This window comes from Pseudomonas sp. GW821-FHT05D12 (assembly GCF_059419825.1).
In genome coordinates, this window is the sequence record NZ_JBWKSN010000003.1 from 43,939 (window position 1) to 64,142 (window position 20,204).

Here is a 20,204-nt window from a genome sequence, read left to right on the forward strand (position 1 = left end):
CATGTTCGACAGAATCCTGGCGTTATTCGTGCTGGCACTGGTGTTGGGTGTGCCCCTGGGCCTGATTTTCCTGGTCACCGGGCAGTTCCTGATGGACTTCGTGTTTTTCTACCCGCTGTTCATGTCGGCGCTGTGGATCGCCGGCGGGCTGTATTTCTGGTTGCACTGGGAGCGCCACTGGCCGTGGGAAGAAGACACCCCGGCGCCGGTGCTGGCCGGCAACCCGCTGATCTCGATCATCATCCCTTGCTACAACGAGGGAGAAAACGTCGCCGACACCATGGAGGCCGCGCTGGCCCAGGTGTACCCGAATATCGAGGTGATCGCGGTCAACGACGGTTCCTCCGACAACACTGCCGCAGTACTGGATGCCCTGGCCTTGCAGCAGCCACGCCTGCGCGTATTGCACCTGGCGCAGAACCAGGGCAAGGCGGTGGCGTTGCGCATGGGCGCGGTCGCCGCGCGCAGCGAATACCTGGTGTGCATCGATGGCGACGCGTTGCTGGATAAGAATGCGGCGGCCTACATGGTTGCGCCGATGCTCGACAACCCGCGCCTGGGCGCCGTCACCGGCAACCCACGGATTCGCACGCGCTCGACGCTGATCGGGCGGGTGCAGGTGGGCGAGTTCTCGTCGATCATCGGCTTGATCAAGCGCACGCAGCGGGTGTTCGGGCGGATCTTCACGGTGTCGGGTGTGGTGGTGGCGTTTCGCAAGAAAGCGCTGGACCGCATCGACTACTGGAGCACCGACATGATCACCGAGGACATCGACGTCAGTTGGAAGCTGCAGCTCGATCACTGGAGCATCTTCTACGAGCCGCGTGCCCTGTGCTGGATCCTCATGCCGGAAACCGTCGGCGGCCTGTGGAAGCAGCGCCTGCGCTGGGCCCAGGGCGGCGCCGAGGTGCTGTTCAAGAATATCCGTGGCATCTGGCAGTGGCGCCATCGCTACCTGTGGCCGTTGCTGTTCGAGTACTGCCTGTCCACCGGATGGGCCTTCACCTTCCTGCTGTCGGTGATCTTCTGGGGCGTGGGTAAATTCATCCCGCTGCCACAGGCAATTACCGTGGACTCCCTGGTGCCGCCGGCGTTTACCGGGCTGGTGCTGGCGATGGTGTGCCTGGTGCAGTTTGCGGTGAGCATCCTGATTGACCGGCGCTACGAGAAAGACCTGTGGAAAACCCTGTTCTGGACCGTGTGGTACCCGATGGTGTTCTGGCTGGTCAGCCTGTTCACCACTTTGGTCAGTTTCCCCAAGGTGCTGTTCAACCAGCACCAGAAGCGCGCCCGCTGGGTCAGCCCGGATCGCGGTATCAAACCCCTTGAAGAGGAGGCGTGAGCATGAAACTGGTCAGAACCCGCCAACGCTCCGTGATGTGGATCATCGATGTGCTGTTGACCCTGATGGCCTGGGCCGGCTTGATTTGGCTACTGGCTCGCGGGATTACCTCGATGCTCGACACCCACGGCGGTCCGCGTATCGAGGCGCCGATTTTTGCGGCGCTCAACACCCTGCAGGTTTACCTGTGGATTGCCTTGTTCAACGCCGTGATCCTGATCAGCTGGGCGCGCTACCAGCAACGCCGGGGCCGCAAGTTCGCCCAGCGTCGCGCCGAGGCCAAGGCCCTCACCGACCAGAACCTGAGCGACAGCTTCAGCCTCGGCGAGGGCGACCTGGAGCAACTGCGCCGGCCTGGCGTGCTGGTGATCCACAATGACGACGACGGCGGGGTGGCGGAGGTCAAATCCCATGTCTCGCGGGATGTGGAAAAGCCGGGACTGACCCTGGTGCCTGGCCAGGATCGCAACAAGGACGCCAGCTAGGATTTACGCTGGAGAGTGTCCCCGCGCAATGTGGGAACACTCTTGGGTAATACCGATAAGTGGGATCCAATTCACAAAAACGCCGCGAACTTTTCTGCCTTTTCCGGTACTAACTTATCTCGGCAAGAACTTGATGGCCAACTAATGGCAACTTTAAAGTTCTCCGACGAATCGCTATCAAAACTATTGCCGCTTGTCGGAATAATACCGCCAGTCACAGGCTGTATTTCTTTTTGATGATTTTTAGTTGTTATTAATCAATAGGTTAAGTGAGTAACTAGTACGGCTGTGCAACTAATCCAGCTTCTTGGGTTGGCGCAAGTTCGATGTTAGTTTGCCGCCCCTTGATTTTCGACGGATCGAACATGTTTTTGTTATCGCCACGGACTCGGTATTTGCTGTGCACTTTCCTGCTCGCTTATTTGAGTATGAACAGTGCCATGGCCGCCCCTACGCCAGGGGATCAGGACCTGATTCGCGACCGCCAGAACCGCCTTCTCGAAGAGCAGCGCCGGCGCCTGGAAGAACTCCAGGACCTGCCCGGCAAAGACACCAAGGCCCAGGCGCCGGCCACGCCCGTCGATACCCGCTGCTTCCCGATCCAGGATATCGAACTCAAGGGCGCCGACAGCCTGTCCGCCGCCGACCGCACGCGCCTGCTCAAGCCCTATATCGGCCAGTGCCTGGGCGTGGCACAGCTCAATGAACTGCTCAAGGTCATCACCGACTATTACATCGCCAAGGGCCGGGTCACCAGCCGCGCCTACCTGCCGCAACAAGACCTCTCCAGCGGTCACCTCCAGGTGCTGGTGGTGGAAGGCAAGCTCGAAGGCCTGAAGGGCGCCGAGGGCAGCAGCGTGACCGACCGTGAACTGGCCATGGCGTTTCCCGGCAAGGTCGGCGAGGCGCTCAACCTGCGCGAAGTCGAGCAACTGGTGGACCAGCTCAGCCGCTTGCCGTCCAAGCAGGCGCAGATGGAATTGATCCCCGGCAGCCAGGTCGGCGGCAGCGAAGTGGTGGTGAAAAACCAGCCGCAAAAGCCCTGGCGCGCCAGCCTGTCGCGCAACAATGACGGGCAGAAAAGCACCGGCGAACAGCAATGGGGCGCGGGCCTGGAGTGGGACAGCCCGCTGGGCCTGGCTGACCAGTTGATAGTGCGCGGCGGCCACGACGCGATCAGCGACCACCAGAAAACCTCGAAAAGCAGCATGCTCTACTACAACCTGCCGTGGGGCTGGTGGAACTTCAGCTACAGCTACAGTGAAAGCGACTACCGCACGCCAGGTGACCTCCAGGGCTACAAATACAAGCAGACGGGCGACAGCCAGAACCACCAGCTGCGCGCCGAGCGCGTGGTGCATCGCGATGACGTGAGCAAGACTTCGGTCAACGTCGGCCTCACTCATTTGCGCACCAACAACTACATCAACGACGAGCGCCTGGGCGTCAGCAGCAACCGCCTCAGTGAGTTCCAGGTCGGCCTCAGCCACGGGCGGCGGATCGCCAGTGCCTTCGTCAACCTGGACGTTGGCATGCAAAACGGCATCGGCGCCTTCGATGCCCAGCGAGACGAACAGCGTCGCGACGGCTTCGGCAACCTCACGCCCACCCCTCGCTACCGTAAATACACAGCCACCGCAAGCTACCTGCAGCCGTTCACGCTGTGGGGCGAGTCGTTCAGTTTCACCAGCCTGGCCACCGGGCAGCGCAGTGAAGATGTGTTGTATCCGTCGCAACGCATGAGCCTGGGCGGCTCCTACTCGGTGCGCGGGTTCAAGGACCAGCAACTGAACGGTGACAGCGGCGGCTACTGGCGCAACGACCTGCGCTGGACCCGTCCGGTCACGGTCGGCTGGCTGCGCCCGGCCTTGCTCGAATACGGCGCCGGCGTCGGTTACGACCAGGGCGTGATTCGCAATGACCGTTACAACGACACCCAGCATGGCCGGGTGTCGAGCAACTCCGTTGAGTTGTTCGCGCGGGGCAAATACGTCAGCACCAGTGTGACGTTTGCCCATTCCCTGGAGCGACCTGGCGTGGTGACCGAGCGCGAAGCGCCGATCTACTTCCGCCTGGATTTCTTCCTGTAATTCAACGCCGCTGCCGTGAGATTCTGAATATGGACGTTCGCCCTGTTGTTGCCCTGAAAACCCTGTCCCAGCGTGGCCTGGCCCTGATCCTGGCCAATGCGCTGTTCTGGCAGCCGCTGCTGGCCCAGGCCGACGGTATCGTGGTCAGCGGTCCGGGCACGACTGTCGGCCAGGCGGGCAACGGCGTGCCGGTGGTGAACATCGCCACGCCCAATGGCAGCGGCCTGTCCCATAACCAGTTCCAGGACTACAACGTCGGCCCCAATGGCGTGATCCTCAACAACGCCACGGGCATGGTCCAGAACACGCAGCTGGGCGGGATCATCGTCGGTAACCCGAACCTCAAGGGCGGCGCTGCGAATGTCATCCTCAACGAAGTCAACGGCGGCAGCCCCAGCCAGTTGCGCGGCTACACCGAAGTGGCGGGCCAGTCGGCCAAGGTGATCGTCGCCAACCCGTATGGCATCAGCTGCAACGGCTGCGGTTTTATCAACACCCCGAATGTCACCCTGACCACCGGCAAGCCAGTTATCGACAAAGTCGGCCGCCTGGACCATTACCAGGTGGATGGCGGTGCGGTGACCATCGACGGCAAGGGCTTGAACGCGAGCAACGTCGACCATTTCGAGATCATCACCCGTTCGGCCAAGATCAACGCGCAGATCAATGCACGCGAGCTTACGGTGATCGCCGGTCGCAATGACGTCGATGCCAAAAGCCTGAAAACCACCGCGCGCGCCGACGACGGCAGCGCCAAGCCGGAGCTGGCGATCGACTCTTCGGCACTGGGCGGCATGTACGCCGGCGCCATCAAGCTGGTGGGCACCGAGGCCGGCGTCGGCGTGAAGCTCGACGGCACATTGGCCGCCAGCGGCGGCGATATCCAACTCGATGTCAACGGCCACCTGAGCATGGCCCAGGCCGCCTCCAGCGGTGCGGTGGACATCAAGGCGGCAAGCCTGGATGCCCAGGGCCCGGTCTACGCCGGCACCACCCTGAAGGCAAAGACCAAGGGCGAGCTGAAAAACCGCAAGAGCCTCGCTGCCCGTGACAGCATCACCCTCGCGAGCAACGGCAAGCTGACCAACAACGGCATCATCGAAGCCGGGGTCAACGCCGACAACACCCGCAACGCCGGGGGCGACGTCACGCTCGACAGCCAGCAGGTCACCAACACCGGCACCGTAATCGCCAATCGCAACCTGACCGCGACCGTCACCCAAGACCTGGATAACCAAGGCGCCAGCATGAGCGCCAAGCAAGCGCTGAACATCACCGCCGGCAGCCTCGATAACCGCAACAAGGGCCAATTGCTCAGCGACGGCACTCAAACCCTCAACGTCAGCGGCCTGCTGGACAACAGCCAGGGCGGCATCATCGACAGCACGGGCGCATTCACCCTGCACGGCAATACCCTGGACAACAGTGCCGGCAACCTCACCGGCGCCAGCACGCTTACCCTGGATTTGCTCGGTGACCTGATCAACCGCAACGGCAAGCTGGCGAGTGTCGGGCCCTTGCTGGTCCAGCGTGCGGCCCACCTCGACAACCAGGGCGGCAAGCTCGCAAGCCAAAGCTTGCTGACGGTGTTCGCCACCAGCATCGACAACCAGAACAGCGGCACCCTGGCCGCCAACGATGGCCTGAGCCTGACCGCCTCCGAAGGCGTGCAGAACGGCACCAACGGCCTGATCCACAGCGAAAAGGCCGGCCTCGGCATCACCGCCGGCACCCTCGATAACAACGGCGGACGCATCGCGGCCAAAGGCGGCGATGCGCTTATCGATGCCACGGATTTCAACAACGGCAGTGGCAACCTGTTCGCCCGTGACCGCGTGCGCCTGAGTGGCGTGAATGTGGATAACGGCGGGGAGATCGCCGCCAACCGGGTCGACGTCAGCCTGCGTGGCGCGCTGGTCAACCGTGGCTTGATCGAAAGCGCCACGACCCTGGATGTCGACAGCGCAAGCCTCACCAACAGCGGGCAAATGCGCGCCCTCGGCGTCGTCGGCAAGACCCGCTACGCCATCGGTGGCCTGCTGAACAACAGCGGCAGCCTGGAGACCGCCAACGACCAATTGAGCCTCGCCGCCGGCACCTTCCAGAACACCGGCGGCAAGGTGTTGCACGTCGGCACCGGCGTGCTCGACCTCAGTGGCATCAGCCTCGATGACGTCGGCGGCAGCCTGGTGACCCAGGGCGACTTGACCCTCGACAAGACCCACTGGACCAACAGCACCGCGATTCAGGCCGGGCGCCTGACGGTGAATGTCGACAACCTGCATCAGACGGCCACCGGGCAATTGCTCGGTACCCGCAGCCTGGTCGGCAGCGGCCAGGACTGGACAGTGGGCGGCTCCGTTGCCAGCCAGGGCAGCCTCGACCTGTCGGTGGGCAACCTGCTCAATGACCACGGGTTGATCTTCAGCGGCGGCGACATGAACCTGAAGGTCGACCGCCTGAAAAACCTCGGCGCCAGCATCTACGCCATGGGCAACCTGCGCGTTGACCGCGACGGCCAGGGTGGGCTGGCCACCAGCATCATCAACAGCTCGGGCACCATCGAAAGCGAGCGCAACCTGGTCCTGGCGGCCAGCACAATCGACAACATCCGTACTGTGCTGACCACCGAATCGGGCATCTACAGCGCCTCCATCACCCCTATCGCCTGTGTCGAGGGCGTGACCGGTGGCGACTGCGACGGTGGCAAGCAGAACCGACCGTTCCAGATCACCCAGCGCGATCGCTTCATCGTCAGCGACGCGACGGCGGCCTCCAGCATTACCTCGGGCGCCGACATGCTGCTGACCGGCGGCGACCTGCTCAACAGCAGCAGTAGCATCGCCTCGGGTGGCAACATGACGGTGCGGGTCAACCAATTGACCAACGTCGGTGTGGTGACCCACGACACCCAGTACGACCGCGTGTTTACTTCCGATCGCGAGCGCAAGCCAGAGGGTTGGTACCGCTACGCCGCGAACTTCACTGACCAATATTCGATTGGCGGCACTCGGTACGACGCCAATAACCTCGGCGGCCTGGAAGCGTCGCTGGCGACGTTTATCGGCGCGATGCAGATGGAGAAGCTCCCCCTGCGCAAGACCACCGAACTGGCACCGGTGGACCAGAGCTACGCGGCCGTGATCCAGGCCGGTGGCGCTGTGAATGTGCAGGCCCAGGCCGGTATCGACAACAACGTCGTGCGCGGCGGCTACACCTACGTCGGCAGCGGCGCCAACAGCCATGCGCCGGGCTACTCGACCGAGGTCAGCCTCAACCCCCAGCTGCCGCCGGACGTCGCCCAGCAACAAGTCAACCCGTTGGGCCTGCCAGGCTTCGACCTGCCCACCGGGCAGAACGGCTTGTTCCACCTCAATGACGGCAACGGCGTGAACGGCGTGCCCACCAGCCAGTTCGCGGCCAACCCGCACAAATACCTGATCGAAACCAACCCGCTGCTCACCGACATGCGCCAGTTCATGAGCTCGGACTACATGCTCAGCAAGCTCGATTACGACCCCGACACCGCGCAACGGCGCCTCGGCGACGGCTTCTACGAACAGCGCCTGATCCAGCAGGCCGTGCTTGCGCGCACCGGCCAGCGTTTCATCGACGGCCAGACCAGCGATGCCGACCTGTTCAAGCACCTGATGGACAACGCCATCAGCAGCAAGGACGCTCTCAGCCTGTCGGTGGGTGTCAGCCTCACCGCCGAACAGGTTGCGGCCCTGACGCACGACATCGTGTGGCTGGAAAACGCTACCGTCGCCGGGCAGCAAGTGCTGGTCCCGGTGCTGTACCTGGCCCAGGCCAGCAACCGCCTGGCGCCCAATGGTGCATTGATTACCGGTAGAGACGTCAGCTTGATCAGCGGCAGCCGCCTCAATAACGCCGGCACCTTGCGCGCCAACGGCAGCCTGCTGGCCAATGTCGGCAGCAACCTCACCAACAGCGGCTTGATGGAAGCCGGCGGGCGTCTCGACCTGCTCAGCGGCAACAACCTGACCAACCGCGCGGGCGGTGTCATTGCCGGGCACGACGTCAACCTCGCCGCCGGCACCGACCTGCTCAACGAGCGCACGGTGACCACCCACGAAAGCGCCAGTGCCTATCGCACCGAGCGCAGCGATTTCGTCGACAGCGCCGCGCGCATCGAGTCAGCCAACGCACTGACCTTGCAGGCCGGGGCCAACCTCAACAACGTCGGTGGTGTGCTCAAGAGCGGCGCGGACACCACCGCGCAAGCCGTGGGCGACGTCAACATCAGCGCCTCGCAAACCCTCGACAGCGGCGCCATCGGCACGCGCTCCAACTACAAGACCATCGCGCAGCAAGGCTCCGTGGTGGAAGCCGGTCGCGACCTGCACGTGGCCGCCGGGCGCGACATCAGCATCGTGGCCAGCCAGGTGCAAGCCACGCGCGATATCAACCTGGTTGCCACCCGCGATTTCAACGCGGGAGCAGCGGCCAATGAGCAGCACTCGACGTTCAACTCGAAAAAGGTCAAGCGCATCGAGGACCACGTCCAGCAAGTCTCCAGCGTGATCAAGGCCGGTGGCGACGCCAGCCTGAGCGCCGGGCAGGACCTGCAACTGGTGGCGAGCCAGGTCAATGCCGGCAGCGAGGCCTATCTGGTGTCGGGTAAAAACCTCAGCCTTAAAACCGCTGAAGACCAGGACTACAGCTTCTACAGCAAGACCAAGAAAACCTCCCAGGGCAAGAAATTTCGCCTCGACGAAACCGACGCCGTGAACAACGTCGGCAGCCTCGTCAGCGCTGGCACTCACAGCACGGTCGTCGCCGGCGAAAACCTGCTATTGGCCGGCAGTGCCGTCACCGCCGAAAAAGGCGCGGCGCACTTGGTCGCCGGGCAGGACGTGAGCATCCTCGCGGTGAGCAATTCGGACAGCGCCCGCCACGAGCGCCAAGAGAGCAAAAGCAGCTGGGGCGGGCTCAAGGCGAGCAAGGTCGAGGACAAGGTCGACGAAAAACGCACCACCGCCATGGGCAGCATGGTCTCCGGCGAAACCGTCACCGTCGCGGCCAAGCGCGATGCCGTGGTCACCGGCTCCGCGCTGGTCAGCACCGGCGACCTCGCCGTGCAGGCCGGCCGCGACCTGACCATCGATGCGGCGCAGAACACCTTCGCCCGCACCGACATGCACAAGGAAAAAAACCGCGACCTCACCGGTGTGTTGACCGGCAACACGCTGGGCCTGGATGACATCACCGGCAACCAGAAACTCTACATCAACAGCTCGAAGCACAACGGCACCGCCAATGAAATGACCCTGACCGGCAGCACGATTGGCTCCAGTGCAGGCAATGTGTCGCTGACTGCAGGGCGTGAGCTGGCGGTGATTGCCAGTGATCTGGTGAGTACCAAAAACATGGCGCTCACCGGTGCGAACGTCAGCATTACGGCCGGCATGGAAACCGCCAGCCAGACCAGCAAGGACAGTTCCAAGAGCCTGGCGGTAGGCCGTGTGATCGCGGGCACCGTGGTCGATACCACTAAAAGTATCCGTGATGCCGCCGAGGCAGCGCGCAGCTCCGACGACCCGCGTCTGAAGGCCGTGAAAATCGCCCAGGCGGCGCTGTCGGTCTACAACCTCAATAACCAGGCGGGCGAGCTCAATAAGCAAAGCACCGGTTTCAAGGACAAGACCGGCGGCTCCGCCGGTAACGGCTCGCTGATCAAGATTGGGACTGAACTGGCCAACACGCGGACCAAAAGCAGCAGTGAATACACAGCCCAGACCGCCCATCAGAGCAGTCTCAATGCGGGTGAAAACCTGCTGATTGTCGCGGCGGGCGACGCGCCGCAGACCTTGGGCGACCTGCTGATCACCGGCAGTTCATTGAAAGCGGGCAACACTCTGTTGTCGGCGAAAAACAACATCCTGCTGCAAAGCGCGCAGAACACCACTGAGCGTAAAAACGATGGCTCGCGCAACCGGACTGCCATCGGCGCCAGCTTCAACATTGGCGAGCAAAACGGCTTCACTCTCGACCTCGGCGCACAAACCGCCAAGAACCTGGGGTCGGGTGGCTCGGTGACGCAAGTCAATACCACCCTGGACACCGGTTCACTGGTGCTGCGCAGCGGCCAGGACACGACCTTGGCGGGAGCGCAGGTACGGGCTGATCGCATTGATGCCGACATCGGCGGCAACCTCAACATCCTGTCGCGACAGGACACCGAGACCTCCAAGAGCAAGCAGGACAGCGCAGGCTTCGGGGCGAGCATCTGTATCCCGCCGTTCTGCTACGGCTCCACCGTGGCGGCGTCGGCGAACCTGGCGGCGTCGAAGATGAACAGCGATTACCAGGCGGTGACCGACCAGAGCGGGTTCTTTGCCCGCAAGGGCGGCTACACCATCGACGTGGCCAAGAACACCACCCTGCAGGGTGCGGTGATTGCCAGCGAAGCCACGGCTGACAGGAATTTACTGCTCACCGATCGTCTGCTGGTCAGTGACATCAAGAACAAGAGCGAGATCGAAAGCAGATCGGCGGGCATGAGTGTGTCCGGTTCCTACGGTGGCGGTGTCGGTACGCTCACACCCGGGGCCCTGTATGGCATGGCGCTGAATGATTCGGACCACAGCCACACCCGCAGTGCCGTGAGTGAAGGCACGATCGTGGTGCGCAACCCGGAAGGCGCGGGCGACCTGATCGGCCTGAACCGCGACACGGCCAATGCCAACCAGCACCTCGACAAACCTGACCAGAAGGCCATGCAAGAACGTATGGACCTGATCAAAAGCTCGATGGAGTTGACCAAGGGGATCGGCGACGCCATCGCCGCCGCCAGGATCAATGCCGCCAATGACCCCAACAGCGACATCAATAAAGCCACACGGCAGAAGCTGATTGAGGACGGTATCGCTAACCCGACACCGGCGCAGATCAGCCAGCAAGCCCAGAAGGATTATGGCGTCGGCAGCAGCTTCCAGAAGGCCAGCCAGGCCGTGACGGCCGTGGTGCAGGCGGTCATGGGTGGCAGTGTTGGCGGTGCGCTGGCGGGTGCGGCGGCACCGTACCTGGCCCATGAAATCAAGCAGCAGACTGAAGGCGACCCCTACGCCAACCTGATGGCTCACGCAGTGCTGGGTGCGGTGGTGGCGCAAGCCCAGGGTAACTCGGCGTTGTCAGGGGCAGCCGGTGCTGCAACCGGCGAATTTATTGCCCGTCAGCTGTATCCGGGCACTACGACCGCTGACTTGACCCAGGCGCAAAAGGCAACGGTTTCCGCGCTGTCGAGCTTGGCTGCGGGTGTGGGCGGAGGGCTCGCGGGCGGTGACATGTTCGGCGCTGTCGCCGGCGCTCAAGCAGGACGTAATGCGGTGGAAAATAACTGGCTGAGCGAGACAGAAGCCCGTGCACTTGATAAAGAACTGACAGCCTGTAAAAACGTCAGGGGTGGAGACTGCGCGCCGGTGATAAAGAAATACATCGATATCAGTAATGAAAACAGTAAAAGAATGGCGGGTCGCTGTACGGGCGGGGGATGGACGTGTGTCCCGCGCGAAGAGGAAATCCAGGCAAGTACCAATGTTGCCAGAGATGCCGATCCCTCACAGTTCCGCATGAGTGAAAAGTTGAAGAACCCCGAGGCCATTGCGCTGGTTAATTATCTGAATGGCGCGGACCTCAAGTTTCTGAAGGAAAACATTACCGACTCAGACCGCGTGATGTCGGTTGTCATCGATCCGTTCACGTGGCCTGCCATTTTGATGGGCGGTAAATCCATTCTCACCAATGCAGTGACCAAAGGGCGAGAACAGTTAGTCTCCGTGGGCGTTTCCGCCGGTGTTGGCGCCGGTATCCAATACGTGACGGATGGCAAGGTGACACTGGCGGACGTGATTGGCTCTGGGATAGTCGGGGCCATCACCCCCGGTAAAGGGTACAGCCCTACGGTCACGTGGAATGCAACAGGTAGTTATTATCAGGCTGAAATGAAGGGCGATGATCCGTTCATGGCGGCCTTGGTAGGTAAAGCGGGCGCAACCGTAGGGTTCGGCATTGGTAACATGGTCAAATTACCCTTGGAGAAGGGCCTTAACCCTTTGTCCAAGCAGTACGAGTGGGTACCGGCCGGAATATGGACTATTACAAAGCCCGCCCCGCCAAGCTCCATTCCTTCCATCGCGGGTAATTTGGGTGACTCCACGGCCTCCGGGCTTTTCAACAAAAGCGTTGAGTACTATATGAAGAAAAGAGACCTCAATGAGAAGAAATGAACCCTGGTGGGTCGCCATTTATCTGCCGTGTGCCTTTGCGTTGGCGCTGCTGTTCATGAGTGTGTTCTTCCAGGTGGCGGGGTACTGGTTGAGTGGTGGCGAGGATGTCATCGGACTGGTGAAGGAAAACAGCCTGCTGTACCTGAAAGTGGCCGGGGTTGGATTCATCGCGGGGTGGGTGCTTTGGTTCTTTAATGTGCGCTGATTATCCACGGGCAGCGGAGCGTATCAGGCGGACACTGCGTTAAACTCCGGCCCGTTGTTCGGCTAGGCGCCTTTACCTTTTCAAGGACGATGAATGAAACCCGTAAAACTTTCCCTGCAGGCCTTCCTGATGTCCTGCCTGGTGGCCGGCTGGGGCCTGGTGTATGTCGACCGCATCCAGTGGGGCATCCGCGTCGCGGCGTTGATGTATATCGGCATCGTGCTGCTGGGCCTGTGCGGGCTGATCTCGACGCCGCTCGGTTTGTATGTCCTGTTGGGCTTCATCATCAGCGTCAAGCTTGCCTCGGCGGTCACCGCTGCGGTGCTGGCGCGCCGCTACACCGGCCCGCTGAATGTGCCGCGCAAACGTGTCCACGTGCTCTATGTGGGCGTGCTGGTGGTGGTCACGCTGGTCTTGCTCTCGGTGCTGCGTGCACCGCTGCTGGGCTTCAACACCTACTTCGTACCGACAGCCTCGATGGCGCCCACCGTGTCGATCGGCGACTACATCGTGTCCGACCTGCGCGCGGGGCCACCCAAGGTCGGTGACATCGTGGTGTACCGCTGGAATGGCACCGAAGCGATCAAGCGCGTGGCGGGCGTCGCCGGGGACACCTTGGAAATCGTCAACGGCGAGCTGATCCACAATGGCGAAAACCTCGGGCTGTTCCATGCCCAGGCCGACCGTGTGAAAGGCCCGGAATCGCTGACGCTCGCGCCGGTCAAGGTTGCGCCGGGGCACGTCTACCTGCTGGGCGATAACCGCCACAACAGCAATGACAGCCGCTTCATGGGCCAGGTCGCGGTTGAGGACGTGGTGGGCAAGGTGACCGGTATCTGGTCCTCCAAAGACCGGACGCGGATCGGCACGACATTCCCTTGATACCTTCTTGAAGCTGGAGCAACACCCTATGAATGTCCCGAACACCACCGGACGGGCGACCATCCTGGCCAGCATCGGCCGCCGCCTGGCCGCTCGTATCATTGATTGCGCCATCGCAGTGCTGATCTTTTTCATCGTCAAATCCGGCGCCGACGCGGTGTCTGCCTATGTGCCTGCGATAACGTCCCAGCGTGGCATTCTCTCGGGCTTTTTTGCCGGCTTCGCCTACGTCCTGTTGGCCGATGCATTGCCCAATGGCCAGAGTCTCGGCAAGCGCCTGTTGAGCATTGCCACCGTCGACCGCAAGACCCGCAAGGGCTGTACCCTTTCGCAGTCGCTCACCCGCAATGCCGGGGTGCTGGTGGTGATCGATTGGGTGTGGATCTTCATGGAGTCACGCACGCGCCTGGGGGATATGTTCGCCAAGACCATCGTGGTCCAGACCGGCAACCTGACCACGGTGCGCAGCCTGGCGGACATTTATGACAACGGCACTTCCCGTGGCTGATGGTTATTTAACGGACAAGGACACGTCAGATGATTTACCGAGCTTTTATCCTCCTGTGCCTGGCAGCCCTCGCCGGATGCCAGGGCCTTCCCTATCGCGGCGCCGAAGATCAGGCGCGGATCACGGCTGACCTGAAGCTTGCGGCGACGCCCGCCGAGTTCACCAGGTTGCGTTGGGCGTACACGAACTACGGCGTGATGAAGGGCGAGCAGACCGAGGATGCAATCGCCGTGGTGCAGCCGGGCCTGATCACATTGGTGGGCTATGCGGGCGGGCACTATGTGCGTCAGGCCAGCTTTCCCGTGGCCACGGTGGACTGTGCGTACATCTTCGACAGCGAGACCAGTGATCGGCCGATCTGGCTGCTGCAGCAAGACCGTATCGTGTTCCTCACCGTCAGCGACTTCCGTGGCAATGGCGACGTGCTCAAGCGCACGCAATTGGTCAAGGCATTGGCCGCCAGCGGCTTCACGCTGCACACCGATGCCCAGGGCCCGGCCTACCGCCCCACCGGCAAGTCGGAACGCCTGTTGGTGCTCAACCCCATCGTCGGCAAGCACATGGAAGACATCGCCGAGAACCAGGCGCACAACGTGTGCCGCCCTCAACCCCTTAAGGATAAATGACTGATGAGCGACTCAGCGTCGGTGGCCGGCAGCGATAACCTGGCCAGCCCGGTCAAGCGGCTGCTGGGCTACCTCATCGATATGGGCGTGGCGTTTGGCTTGCTGTTGTTGAAGACGCCGCTCGGCTATGCAGCCCTGTATGCCCACACGGCGACGAGCCTGATGCTTTTCCAATACGCCAGCTCCGCGCTGACCTTATTGGCGATTGGGTATCTTCTCTTTTGCGATGCGTTGCCCCAGGGCCAGAGCCTGGGCAAGCGCGTGTGCCGCACGGCGGTCGTGGGTTATCCATACCCCACGAACTGCACCGTGGTGCAGTCGTTCCTGCGCAACCTGCCGAAGCTGTTGCTCAGTGTGCTGGACGGTATGTTCGTATTGATGGGACTGCGTCGGCGCCTGGGCGACATGTTGGCCAAGACGGTGGTTATCAATACCTGACGCGGGCGCTCAAGGTGGGAGCGCGGCAGCTCCCATCCTGATCCCAGGCGTGTTACAGCAACTTGCGCTGCACCGCCTCGTCGAGCGTGCTGCGCGTCAATGCGTCGACCACTTCGCGTGTATCGCTCTGGAACGGCAGTCCCACGATCAGCACCAGATGCACCCAGGTGCGCACCGATTCACTCTTCTTGACCCGGCCCAGTTCCTTGCCATCCTTGTCCTTGAACACCGTTTCAAGGGTGAAGATGTTCTTCGCGGTGGTCGGGATGACACAGAACGTGAAGCCGGTAATGAACGCCGACACCGGGCTGTATTCTTCATTGTTGTGCAGCGTGGCATCCACATAGATGTCCGAGTCGGCCTTGTCAGTGCTCACCCGCGCGAAGCGGTTGGACTGGCGAAACGTATCCGCCACAGTCTTTTCCCACAGCGCCGCCGGTGCACCCGCCGCCGCATTGCCTGGGCCGCCGTTGACGTGGTTCTGCGCGGTGGTGCGCACGTACACCGTAGGTTTTTGCTCCGGCGCATTGGCGGTCGGTGGCCAGGTCTGCACGGCTGGCAGTTCGTGTTGCGAGTACGACACGCAGCCCGTCAACAGGACGGCGGCGAGTACCAGGCAGTGTTTGATCAATCCTTTCATGCAGTGCTCCTTGAAGTTATGGCTTGGCCAGTTTGGCGGTGGCCGTGTCGAGCAGTTGCGCGACCAGTTTGCTCAATTGCTGGGCGCCCATGGACGGTGCCCAATACTCGCCGCTGTAGAGGCCGACGTTGTGCTCGAACTTGATCGATTCCTTGGCCGCAGCCAATTCCTTGCCGTTGCGGTCGACGATCACCAGGTCGCCGGCGACGTCGAAGCTGTCGACATAGATCGGGCCGTTGACCCAGATCCAGATCGTCAGCGTCAGCAGCGCGCCGGGCACGTAGGCCGGGTGCGGGCTGCGATGGCCCTTGAGGGAGGTCATGTTGAACTTGAGCACGACGTCGTTTTCTTCCAGGCGCACGGGGTACTCGGTGACTTGCTTGAAGTAACCCGCCGTGCGCACGTACTGGTTGAGCTGGGCCGTCAGGGAGCGGCTGATCGCCGTCTTGTTGGCCTCGTTGACGTCGGCGTCACTTACCGCCACATCGGCGATTTGCGCGCTGCGCGGGCTGCTGGCCGCTGCCGGGTGGAGCGGGGCGCCGATAGGGCCGGTGACGGTGTAGGAGACGCAGCCGGTCATCGACAGCGTCGCGATCACGGCCGCGGCCCGGAGGAGAAGTTTAAGCACGCAATATCCCTATAAGTGAACGAACCAAGTCAGTGTCTCGACCCATCCGGGGATAACTTGAGCCTCCATTGTTTATTTCGCCAAAAGGCCCTCGGGCGGCTTTGCGAGCGGCGGGGCACAGGAGTAAAGTCGCGCCCGTTACCTGACATTCCCCTCGCATTCGTTGCATGGAAACCCGCTCAATGGACCTGAAACCTCTCGCCCTGTGCAGCACGCTGTTGCTGCTGTCTGCCTGCAACCACCAACCCTGGGTGCCCTATGTTGCACCGCCCGCCGGTACTGACACGGCCAAGTTGCGTGTGATCACCAATGGCGAAGTGCGGGGCGGCGCGTACACCGGCTGCGTCGGCAATGAGCAAGGCTTGGCCAAGGCCGGGCGTTTTTATGACGTGGTCAAGCCGAGCATCAATTACCCGCAATCACCCTTGGTGCCGCCAAAGTTGGGCATGGCCCCGCGCGTGCTGCCGAAGATGGCCGAATACCTTGGTGTGACCAGCATGGCCGAAGGGATGTACACCGAGATCGTTGCCGAATACCAGGTGCCGGCGGGTAAGCCGTTTCTGATGGTGCGCGAGGAGTTGGCGGTGGGCAGCTACGGCAGCACCTACAGCAAGTGCCCGGCGCTTTCGCGGGTGTACACCTTTGAAAAGGGCCGCCAGTACGAGGCTTACGTCGGCATGGTGTATGGCTCGGATACCGAGGGCAAGATGGGTGTGCGCTGCCCCTTCTTTGTCTACGAGTTGCTGGCGCCGAACCAGGGCATCCCGATGGCGATGGAGTCGACATTGGCAGCCGATCGCCCGTGCCGTTGAGGTGCGGGTCGATTGAGTAGACACGGCTTAACCCGAACCACCTGAAGCTTGCGTCTGACCTTGTGAACGGATCATTCATTCACGAGGTTCAGACCCATGTCCTACTCCCCGCTCTTCCTGCGTCCTGCTGCCCAGGGCTTTGCCGTGACCTTGTTGGTGGCGCTGGCTGGCTGCGGGCTGTCTGCCTCGCATGATGTGGCTAAGCCTGCCAACGTTGCGCCGGTCGCCGAGTTGAAAAGTGCCGCCGTGCAGGGCGCCGTGAGCCAGCGCATGCCGTCGCCCGCCCCCATGACCACGCGCCTGGTGATGCAGGATTCGGCAGCGATGGCCTACCGCAGTGAGCCCCGCGAGCAATACCAGGACCTGCCGGATAACCCTGTGCACCGCGTGGCCGAAACGCCGGTGTCCACCTTCAGCGTCGATGTCGACACAGGCAGCTATGCCAACGTAAGACGTTTCCTCAATCAAGGCAGCCTGCCGCCCGAAGGCGCTGTGCGACTGGAGGAAATGGTCAACTACTTCCCCTACAACTACGCGCTGCCCACCGATGGCTCGCCCTTTGGTGTCACCACTGAAGTCGCCACCACGCCGTGGAACCCGCACACCCAATTGCTGCGCATCGGCATCAAGGCCTCCGACCGCGCCGTGGCGGACCTGGCCCCGGCCAACCTGGTGTTCCTGGTGGATGTGTCCGGCTCCATGGACCGCCGCGAGGGTCTGCCCTTGGTCAAAAGCACCCTGAAGTTGCTGGTGGATCAGTTGCGCGACCAGGACCGGGTTTCGCTGGTGGTCTATGCCGGTGAGTCCCGCGTAGTGCTCAAGCCCACTTCCGGGCGAGACAAGGCCAAGATCCGCAACGCCATCGACCAACTCACTGCCGGCGGTGCCACGGCGGGTGCGTCCGGCATCGAACTGGCTTACCAGATGGCCCGCGAAGGGTTTATCGACAAGGGCATCAATCGCATTCTGTTGGCCACCGACGGTGATTTCAACGTCGGCGTCAGCGACTTCGACAGCCTCAAGCAAATGGCCGCAGACCAGCGCAAAAGTGGCGTCTCCCTCACCACCCTCGGCTTTGGCGTGGATAACTACAACGAACACCTGATGGAACAGTTGGCCGATGCCGGCGACGGCAACTACGCCTACATCGATACCCTGCGCGAAGCGCGCAAGGTGCTGGTCGAGCAACTCAGCTCGACCTTGGCGGTGGTGGCGCGGGATGTGAAGCTGCAGGTCGAATTCAACCCGGCGCGCGTCAGCGAGTATCGCCTGCTGGGCTATGAAAACCGTGCGCTCAAGCGTGAGGATTTCAACAACGACAAGATCGACGCCGGCGAAATCGGTGCAGGGCATACCGTCACTGCGCTGTATGAAATTGTGCCGAAGGGCGAGAAAGGCTGGTTGGAGCCGCTGCGCTACGCGCCAGCGCCTGAGGTGGCGCACAACACCGGCGAGCTGGCGCTGCTGCGGGTGCGCTACAAGCCGGCGGCAGGCGGGGACAGCCGGCTGATCGAACGCCCGATCGTCAACGCGTCCACTGCGGCCAGTGACGACCTGCGCTTCTCGGCGGCCGTGGCGGCCTTCGCCCAACAGCTCAAGGGCGATGGCCGCTACACTGGCAGCATGAGTTTGCAGGACACCGCCGCACTGGCCCGCTCGGCGCGCGGGGATGACCCGTTCGGGTTGCGTAACGAGTTTGTACAACTGGTGGAATTGGCCCAGAGCCTCAAAGCCCCGGCTAAACAGTGAATAAAGGGAGTTAGCCATCGATATGCCCGCTCCAAACGACCTGCCCAGCGACGAATCGCTGCTGGCCCGCTACCGAACCGGCGATGGTGCCGCGTTCGAAGCCCTGTACGCGCGGCACCGCCAGGGCCTGTATCGGTTTTTGGTGTCCCTGAGCAACAAGGCCGAACTGGCCGAGGAAATCTACCAGGAGACCTGGCTCAGCCTGATCCGCAGCAACACGCAGCCACAGGGGAGGGCGAGTTTTCGTACCTGGCTGTTCCAGATTGCCCGCAATCGCCTGATCGATTACTGGCGCAAGCACGGGATTCACAACCCCCGGCACGACAGCTACGACGAGCAACTGCACGCCCAGCCCGACGACAGCGCCGGGCCCGAGCAGCAACTGAGCCTGAGCCGCGACCAGGCGCGCCTCGACGCCGCGCTGCAGGCGTTGCCCGAAGACCAGCGCGAAGTCTTCCTGCTGCGCCTGCACGGCGACCTTGAGGTGCCGCAAATCGCCGCCCTCACCGGCGCCCCGCTGGAAACCGTAAAAAGCCGCCTGCGTTACGCCCAGCAGAAACTGCGCCGCCTGCTGGCCGAGGAGATACCCGCATGACCGACTCACGACAAATGCCTGACGACGAGCTGATCCAGCATTTTCGTCAACACAGTACGGGCGAACCGCCTGCGTCCCTCGACGCCTTCATCCTCGCCACCGCCCGCCGCGAAGCCCCGGCGCCGCAGCCAAACCTGTGGCAACGCTGGCTGCAAGCCTGCCAACGCCCGCGCTGGCAGATGGCATTCGCTACCGTCGCAGGCCTCGCGCTGATGATCGGCGTGGTGATGCGCTCGCCGGTGCCGCAGCCCGAGATATCCACCGCGACCTTCTCCGGTCTTCAACAGGACACTGCACGCCCGGCGCCACAAGCGTTCTCGGCGCCTGCGCCTGCCCCCATGGCCCGCCTGGCCGTCGCCCCACCGCCCCAGGCGGAAATCGCCGGCTCATTGGCAGATGCCCCGGCCGCCAAACAACTGAGCAAGCGTGCGCCGGTGGCGTTGCCATCGTTGGAGCAAGGCTTGCGCGAAATCCTGCGGTTGCGCGCGGCGGGAGAAAGCAGGGCGGCGGACGAGCAGTTGCTGGCGCTGCATCAACGCTTCCCCGAGGAAGACCTGCCGGCGCGATTGGAGGCGTTGGAGAAGCACTGAATCAACATGTCTAGTCCTGAAATAGGTTTACACCTATTTCAGTCTCAAAACGCCCGATGCACTGCATCGGGCGTTTTGTATTTCAGGGACAGGTGTGGCCGTTCCCCGTTGTAGATCAGCACCGACTCATCCACCATTTTCACTGCGTCCGCCAGATCTTTAGGGCGATACAGCAGGAGCTCGGTCTTCAAAATGCCGTTTATCCTCTCCGCCGTGTTGTCAGGTAGTCAATCTACCTCGAGCCAGTCGCATTGCATATCAGCTGTCCTCACCACCTGGTGATCAGAAATAACGCTGGTCATCCTGATTCCCTAGATGCGTAGTTGCATGGACTTGACCAGTCGTTTGCATCGGATTTGACCAGC

15 protein-coding genes and 1 pseudogene are annotated in these 20,204 nt (G+C 62.2%); 13 read left to right on the forward strand and 3 right to left on the reverse strand.

Features of this window, described 5'->3' with window-relative positions; translation table 11 throughout:
- The first annotated feature begins 1 nt into the window (after window position 1).
- The 9 genes from pgaC to AC07SI_RS06015 all read left to right on the forward strand — a co-directional run bounded on the left by pgaC (window position 2) and on the right by AC07SI_RS06015 (window position 14,825).
- Entirely contained in the window at window positions 2-1,342 is a 1,341-nt protein-coding gene (gene pgaC / locus AC07SI_RS05975) for a poly-beta-1,6-N-acetyl-D-glucosamine synthase (RefSeq protein ID WP_065899522.1), read from the forward strand.
- A 2-nt stretch (window positions 1,343-1,344) separates the two neighbouring features.
- Entirely contained in the window at window positions 1,345-1,827 is a 483-nt protein-coding gene (gene pgaD / locus AC07SI_RS05980; protein ID WP_065899523.1) for a poly-beta-1,6-N-acetyl-D-glucosamine biosynthesis protein PgaD, read from the forward strand.
- A gap of 365 nt (window positions 1,828-2,192) precedes the next feature.
- A complete protein-coding gene (locus AC07SI_RS05985) occupies window positions 2,193-3,917 on the forward strand; it encodes a ShlB/FhaC/HecB family hemolysin secretion/activation protein (RefSeq protein ID WP_106805495.1) in 1,725 nt (574 codons plus the stop codon).
- Window positions 3,918-3,946: 29 nt separating this feature from the next.
- A complete protein-coding gene (locus AC07SI_RS05990; protein ID WP_495005376.1) occupies window positions 3,947-12,166 on the forward strand; it encodes a two-partner secretion domain-containing protein in 8,220 nt (2,739 codons plus the stop codon).
- Window positions 12,153-12,371 (forward strand): hypothetical protein, encoded by a 219-nt coding sequence (locus AC07SI_RS05995; RefSeq protein WP_065899526.1) that lies wholly within the window; start codon window positions 12,153-12,155, stop codon window positions 12,369-12,371. The genes AC07SI_RS05990 and AC07SI_RS05995 overlap by 14 nt, the downstream gene beginning before the upstream one ends.
- Window positions 12,372-12,464: 93 nt before the next feature.
- Complete coding sequence (gene lepB / locus AC07SI_RS06000) at window positions 12,465-13,253, forward strand: signal peptidase I (protein WP_213552128.1); 789 nt, start codon at window positions 12,465-12,467, stop codon at window positions 13,251-13,253.
- A gap of 28 nt (window positions 13,254-13,281) precedes the next feature.
- On the forward strand, window positions 13,282-13,761 hold the full coding sequence (locus AC07SI_RS06005; RefSeq protein ID WP_106805492.1) for an RDD family protein: 480 nt from the start codon (window positions 13,282-13,284) through the stop codon (window positions 13,759-13,761).
- A gap of 29 nt (window positions 13,762-13,790) precedes the next feature.
- Window positions 13,791-14,387: a hypothetical protein gene (locus tag AC07SI_RS06010; RefSeq protein WP_120447362.1), complete on the forward strand. Its 597-nt coding sequence runs from the start codon at window positions 13,791-13,793 to the stop codon at window positions 14,385-14,387.
- A gap of 3 nt (window positions 14,388-14,390) precedes the next feature.
- On the forward strand, window positions 14,391-14,825 hold the full coding sequence (locus AC07SI_RS06015) for an RDD family protein (protein ID WP_282396738.1): 435 nt from the start codon (window positions 14,391-14,393) through the stop codon (window positions 14,823-14,825).
- Between the two features lie 52 nt (window positions 14,826-14,877).
- Here the strand turns inward: AC07SI_RS06015 and AC07SI_RS06020 are convergent, their stop codons facing one another.
- Window positions 14,878-15,465, reverse strand: coding sequence for a hypothetical protein (locus tag AC07SI_RS06020; protein WP_201143293.1), 588 nt, complete (start codon window positions 15,463-15,465; stop codon window positions 14,878-14,880).
- A gap of 16 nt (window positions 15,466-15,481) precedes the next feature.
- A complete protein-coding gene (locus AC07SI_RS06025; protein WP_106805488.1) occupies window positions 15,482-16,093 on the reverse strand; it encodes a hypothetical protein in 612 nt (203 codons plus the stop codon).
- Window positions 16,094-16,275: 182 nt separating this feature from the next.
- Here AC07SI_RS06025 and AC07SI_RS06030 point away from each other — a divergent pair, with 182 nt between their 5' ends.
- The 4 genes from AC07SI_RS06030 to AC07SI_RS06045 all read left to right on the forward strand — a co-directional run bounded on the left by AC07SI_RS06030 (window position 16,276) and on the right by AC07SI_RS06045 (window position 19,839).
- Window positions 16,276-16,905, forward strand: a complete 630-nt coding sequence (locus AC07SI_RS06030) for an amidase (RefSeq protein ID WP_213552134.1) — start codon at window positions 16,276-16,278, stop codon at window positions 16,903-16,905.
- Between the two features lie 96 nt (window positions 16,906-17,001).
- A complete protein-coding gene (locus AC07SI_RS06035) occupies window positions 17,002-18,654 on the forward strand; it encodes a vWA domain-containing protein (RefSeq protein WP_495005377.1) in 1,653 nt (550 codons plus the stop codon).
- Between the two features lie 22 nt (window positions 18,655-18,676).
- Window positions 18,677-19,249, forward strand: a complete 573-nt coding sequence (locus AC07SI_RS06040; RefSeq protein ID WP_495005378.1) for an RNA polymerase sigma factor — start codon at window positions 18,677-18,679, stop codon at window positions 19,247-19,249.
- A complete protein-coding gene (locus AC07SI_RS06045) occupies window positions 19,246-19,839 on the forward strand; it encodes a hypothetical protein (protein WP_495005379.1) in 594 nt (197 codons plus the stop codon). Before AC07SI_RS06040 ends, AC07SI_RS06045 begins: the two co-directional genes overlap by 4 nt.
- Before the next feature lie 44 nt (window positions 19,840-19,883).
- On the opposite strand, the pseudogene AC07SI_RS06050 reads toward AC07SI_RS06045, so the two are convergent.
- Window positions 19,884-20,051 (reverse strand): annotated as a pseudogene (locus AC07SI_RS06050) (integrase core domain-containing protein); the annotation flags it as partial.
- Between the last annotated feature and the right edge of the window lie 153 nt (window positions 20,052-20,204).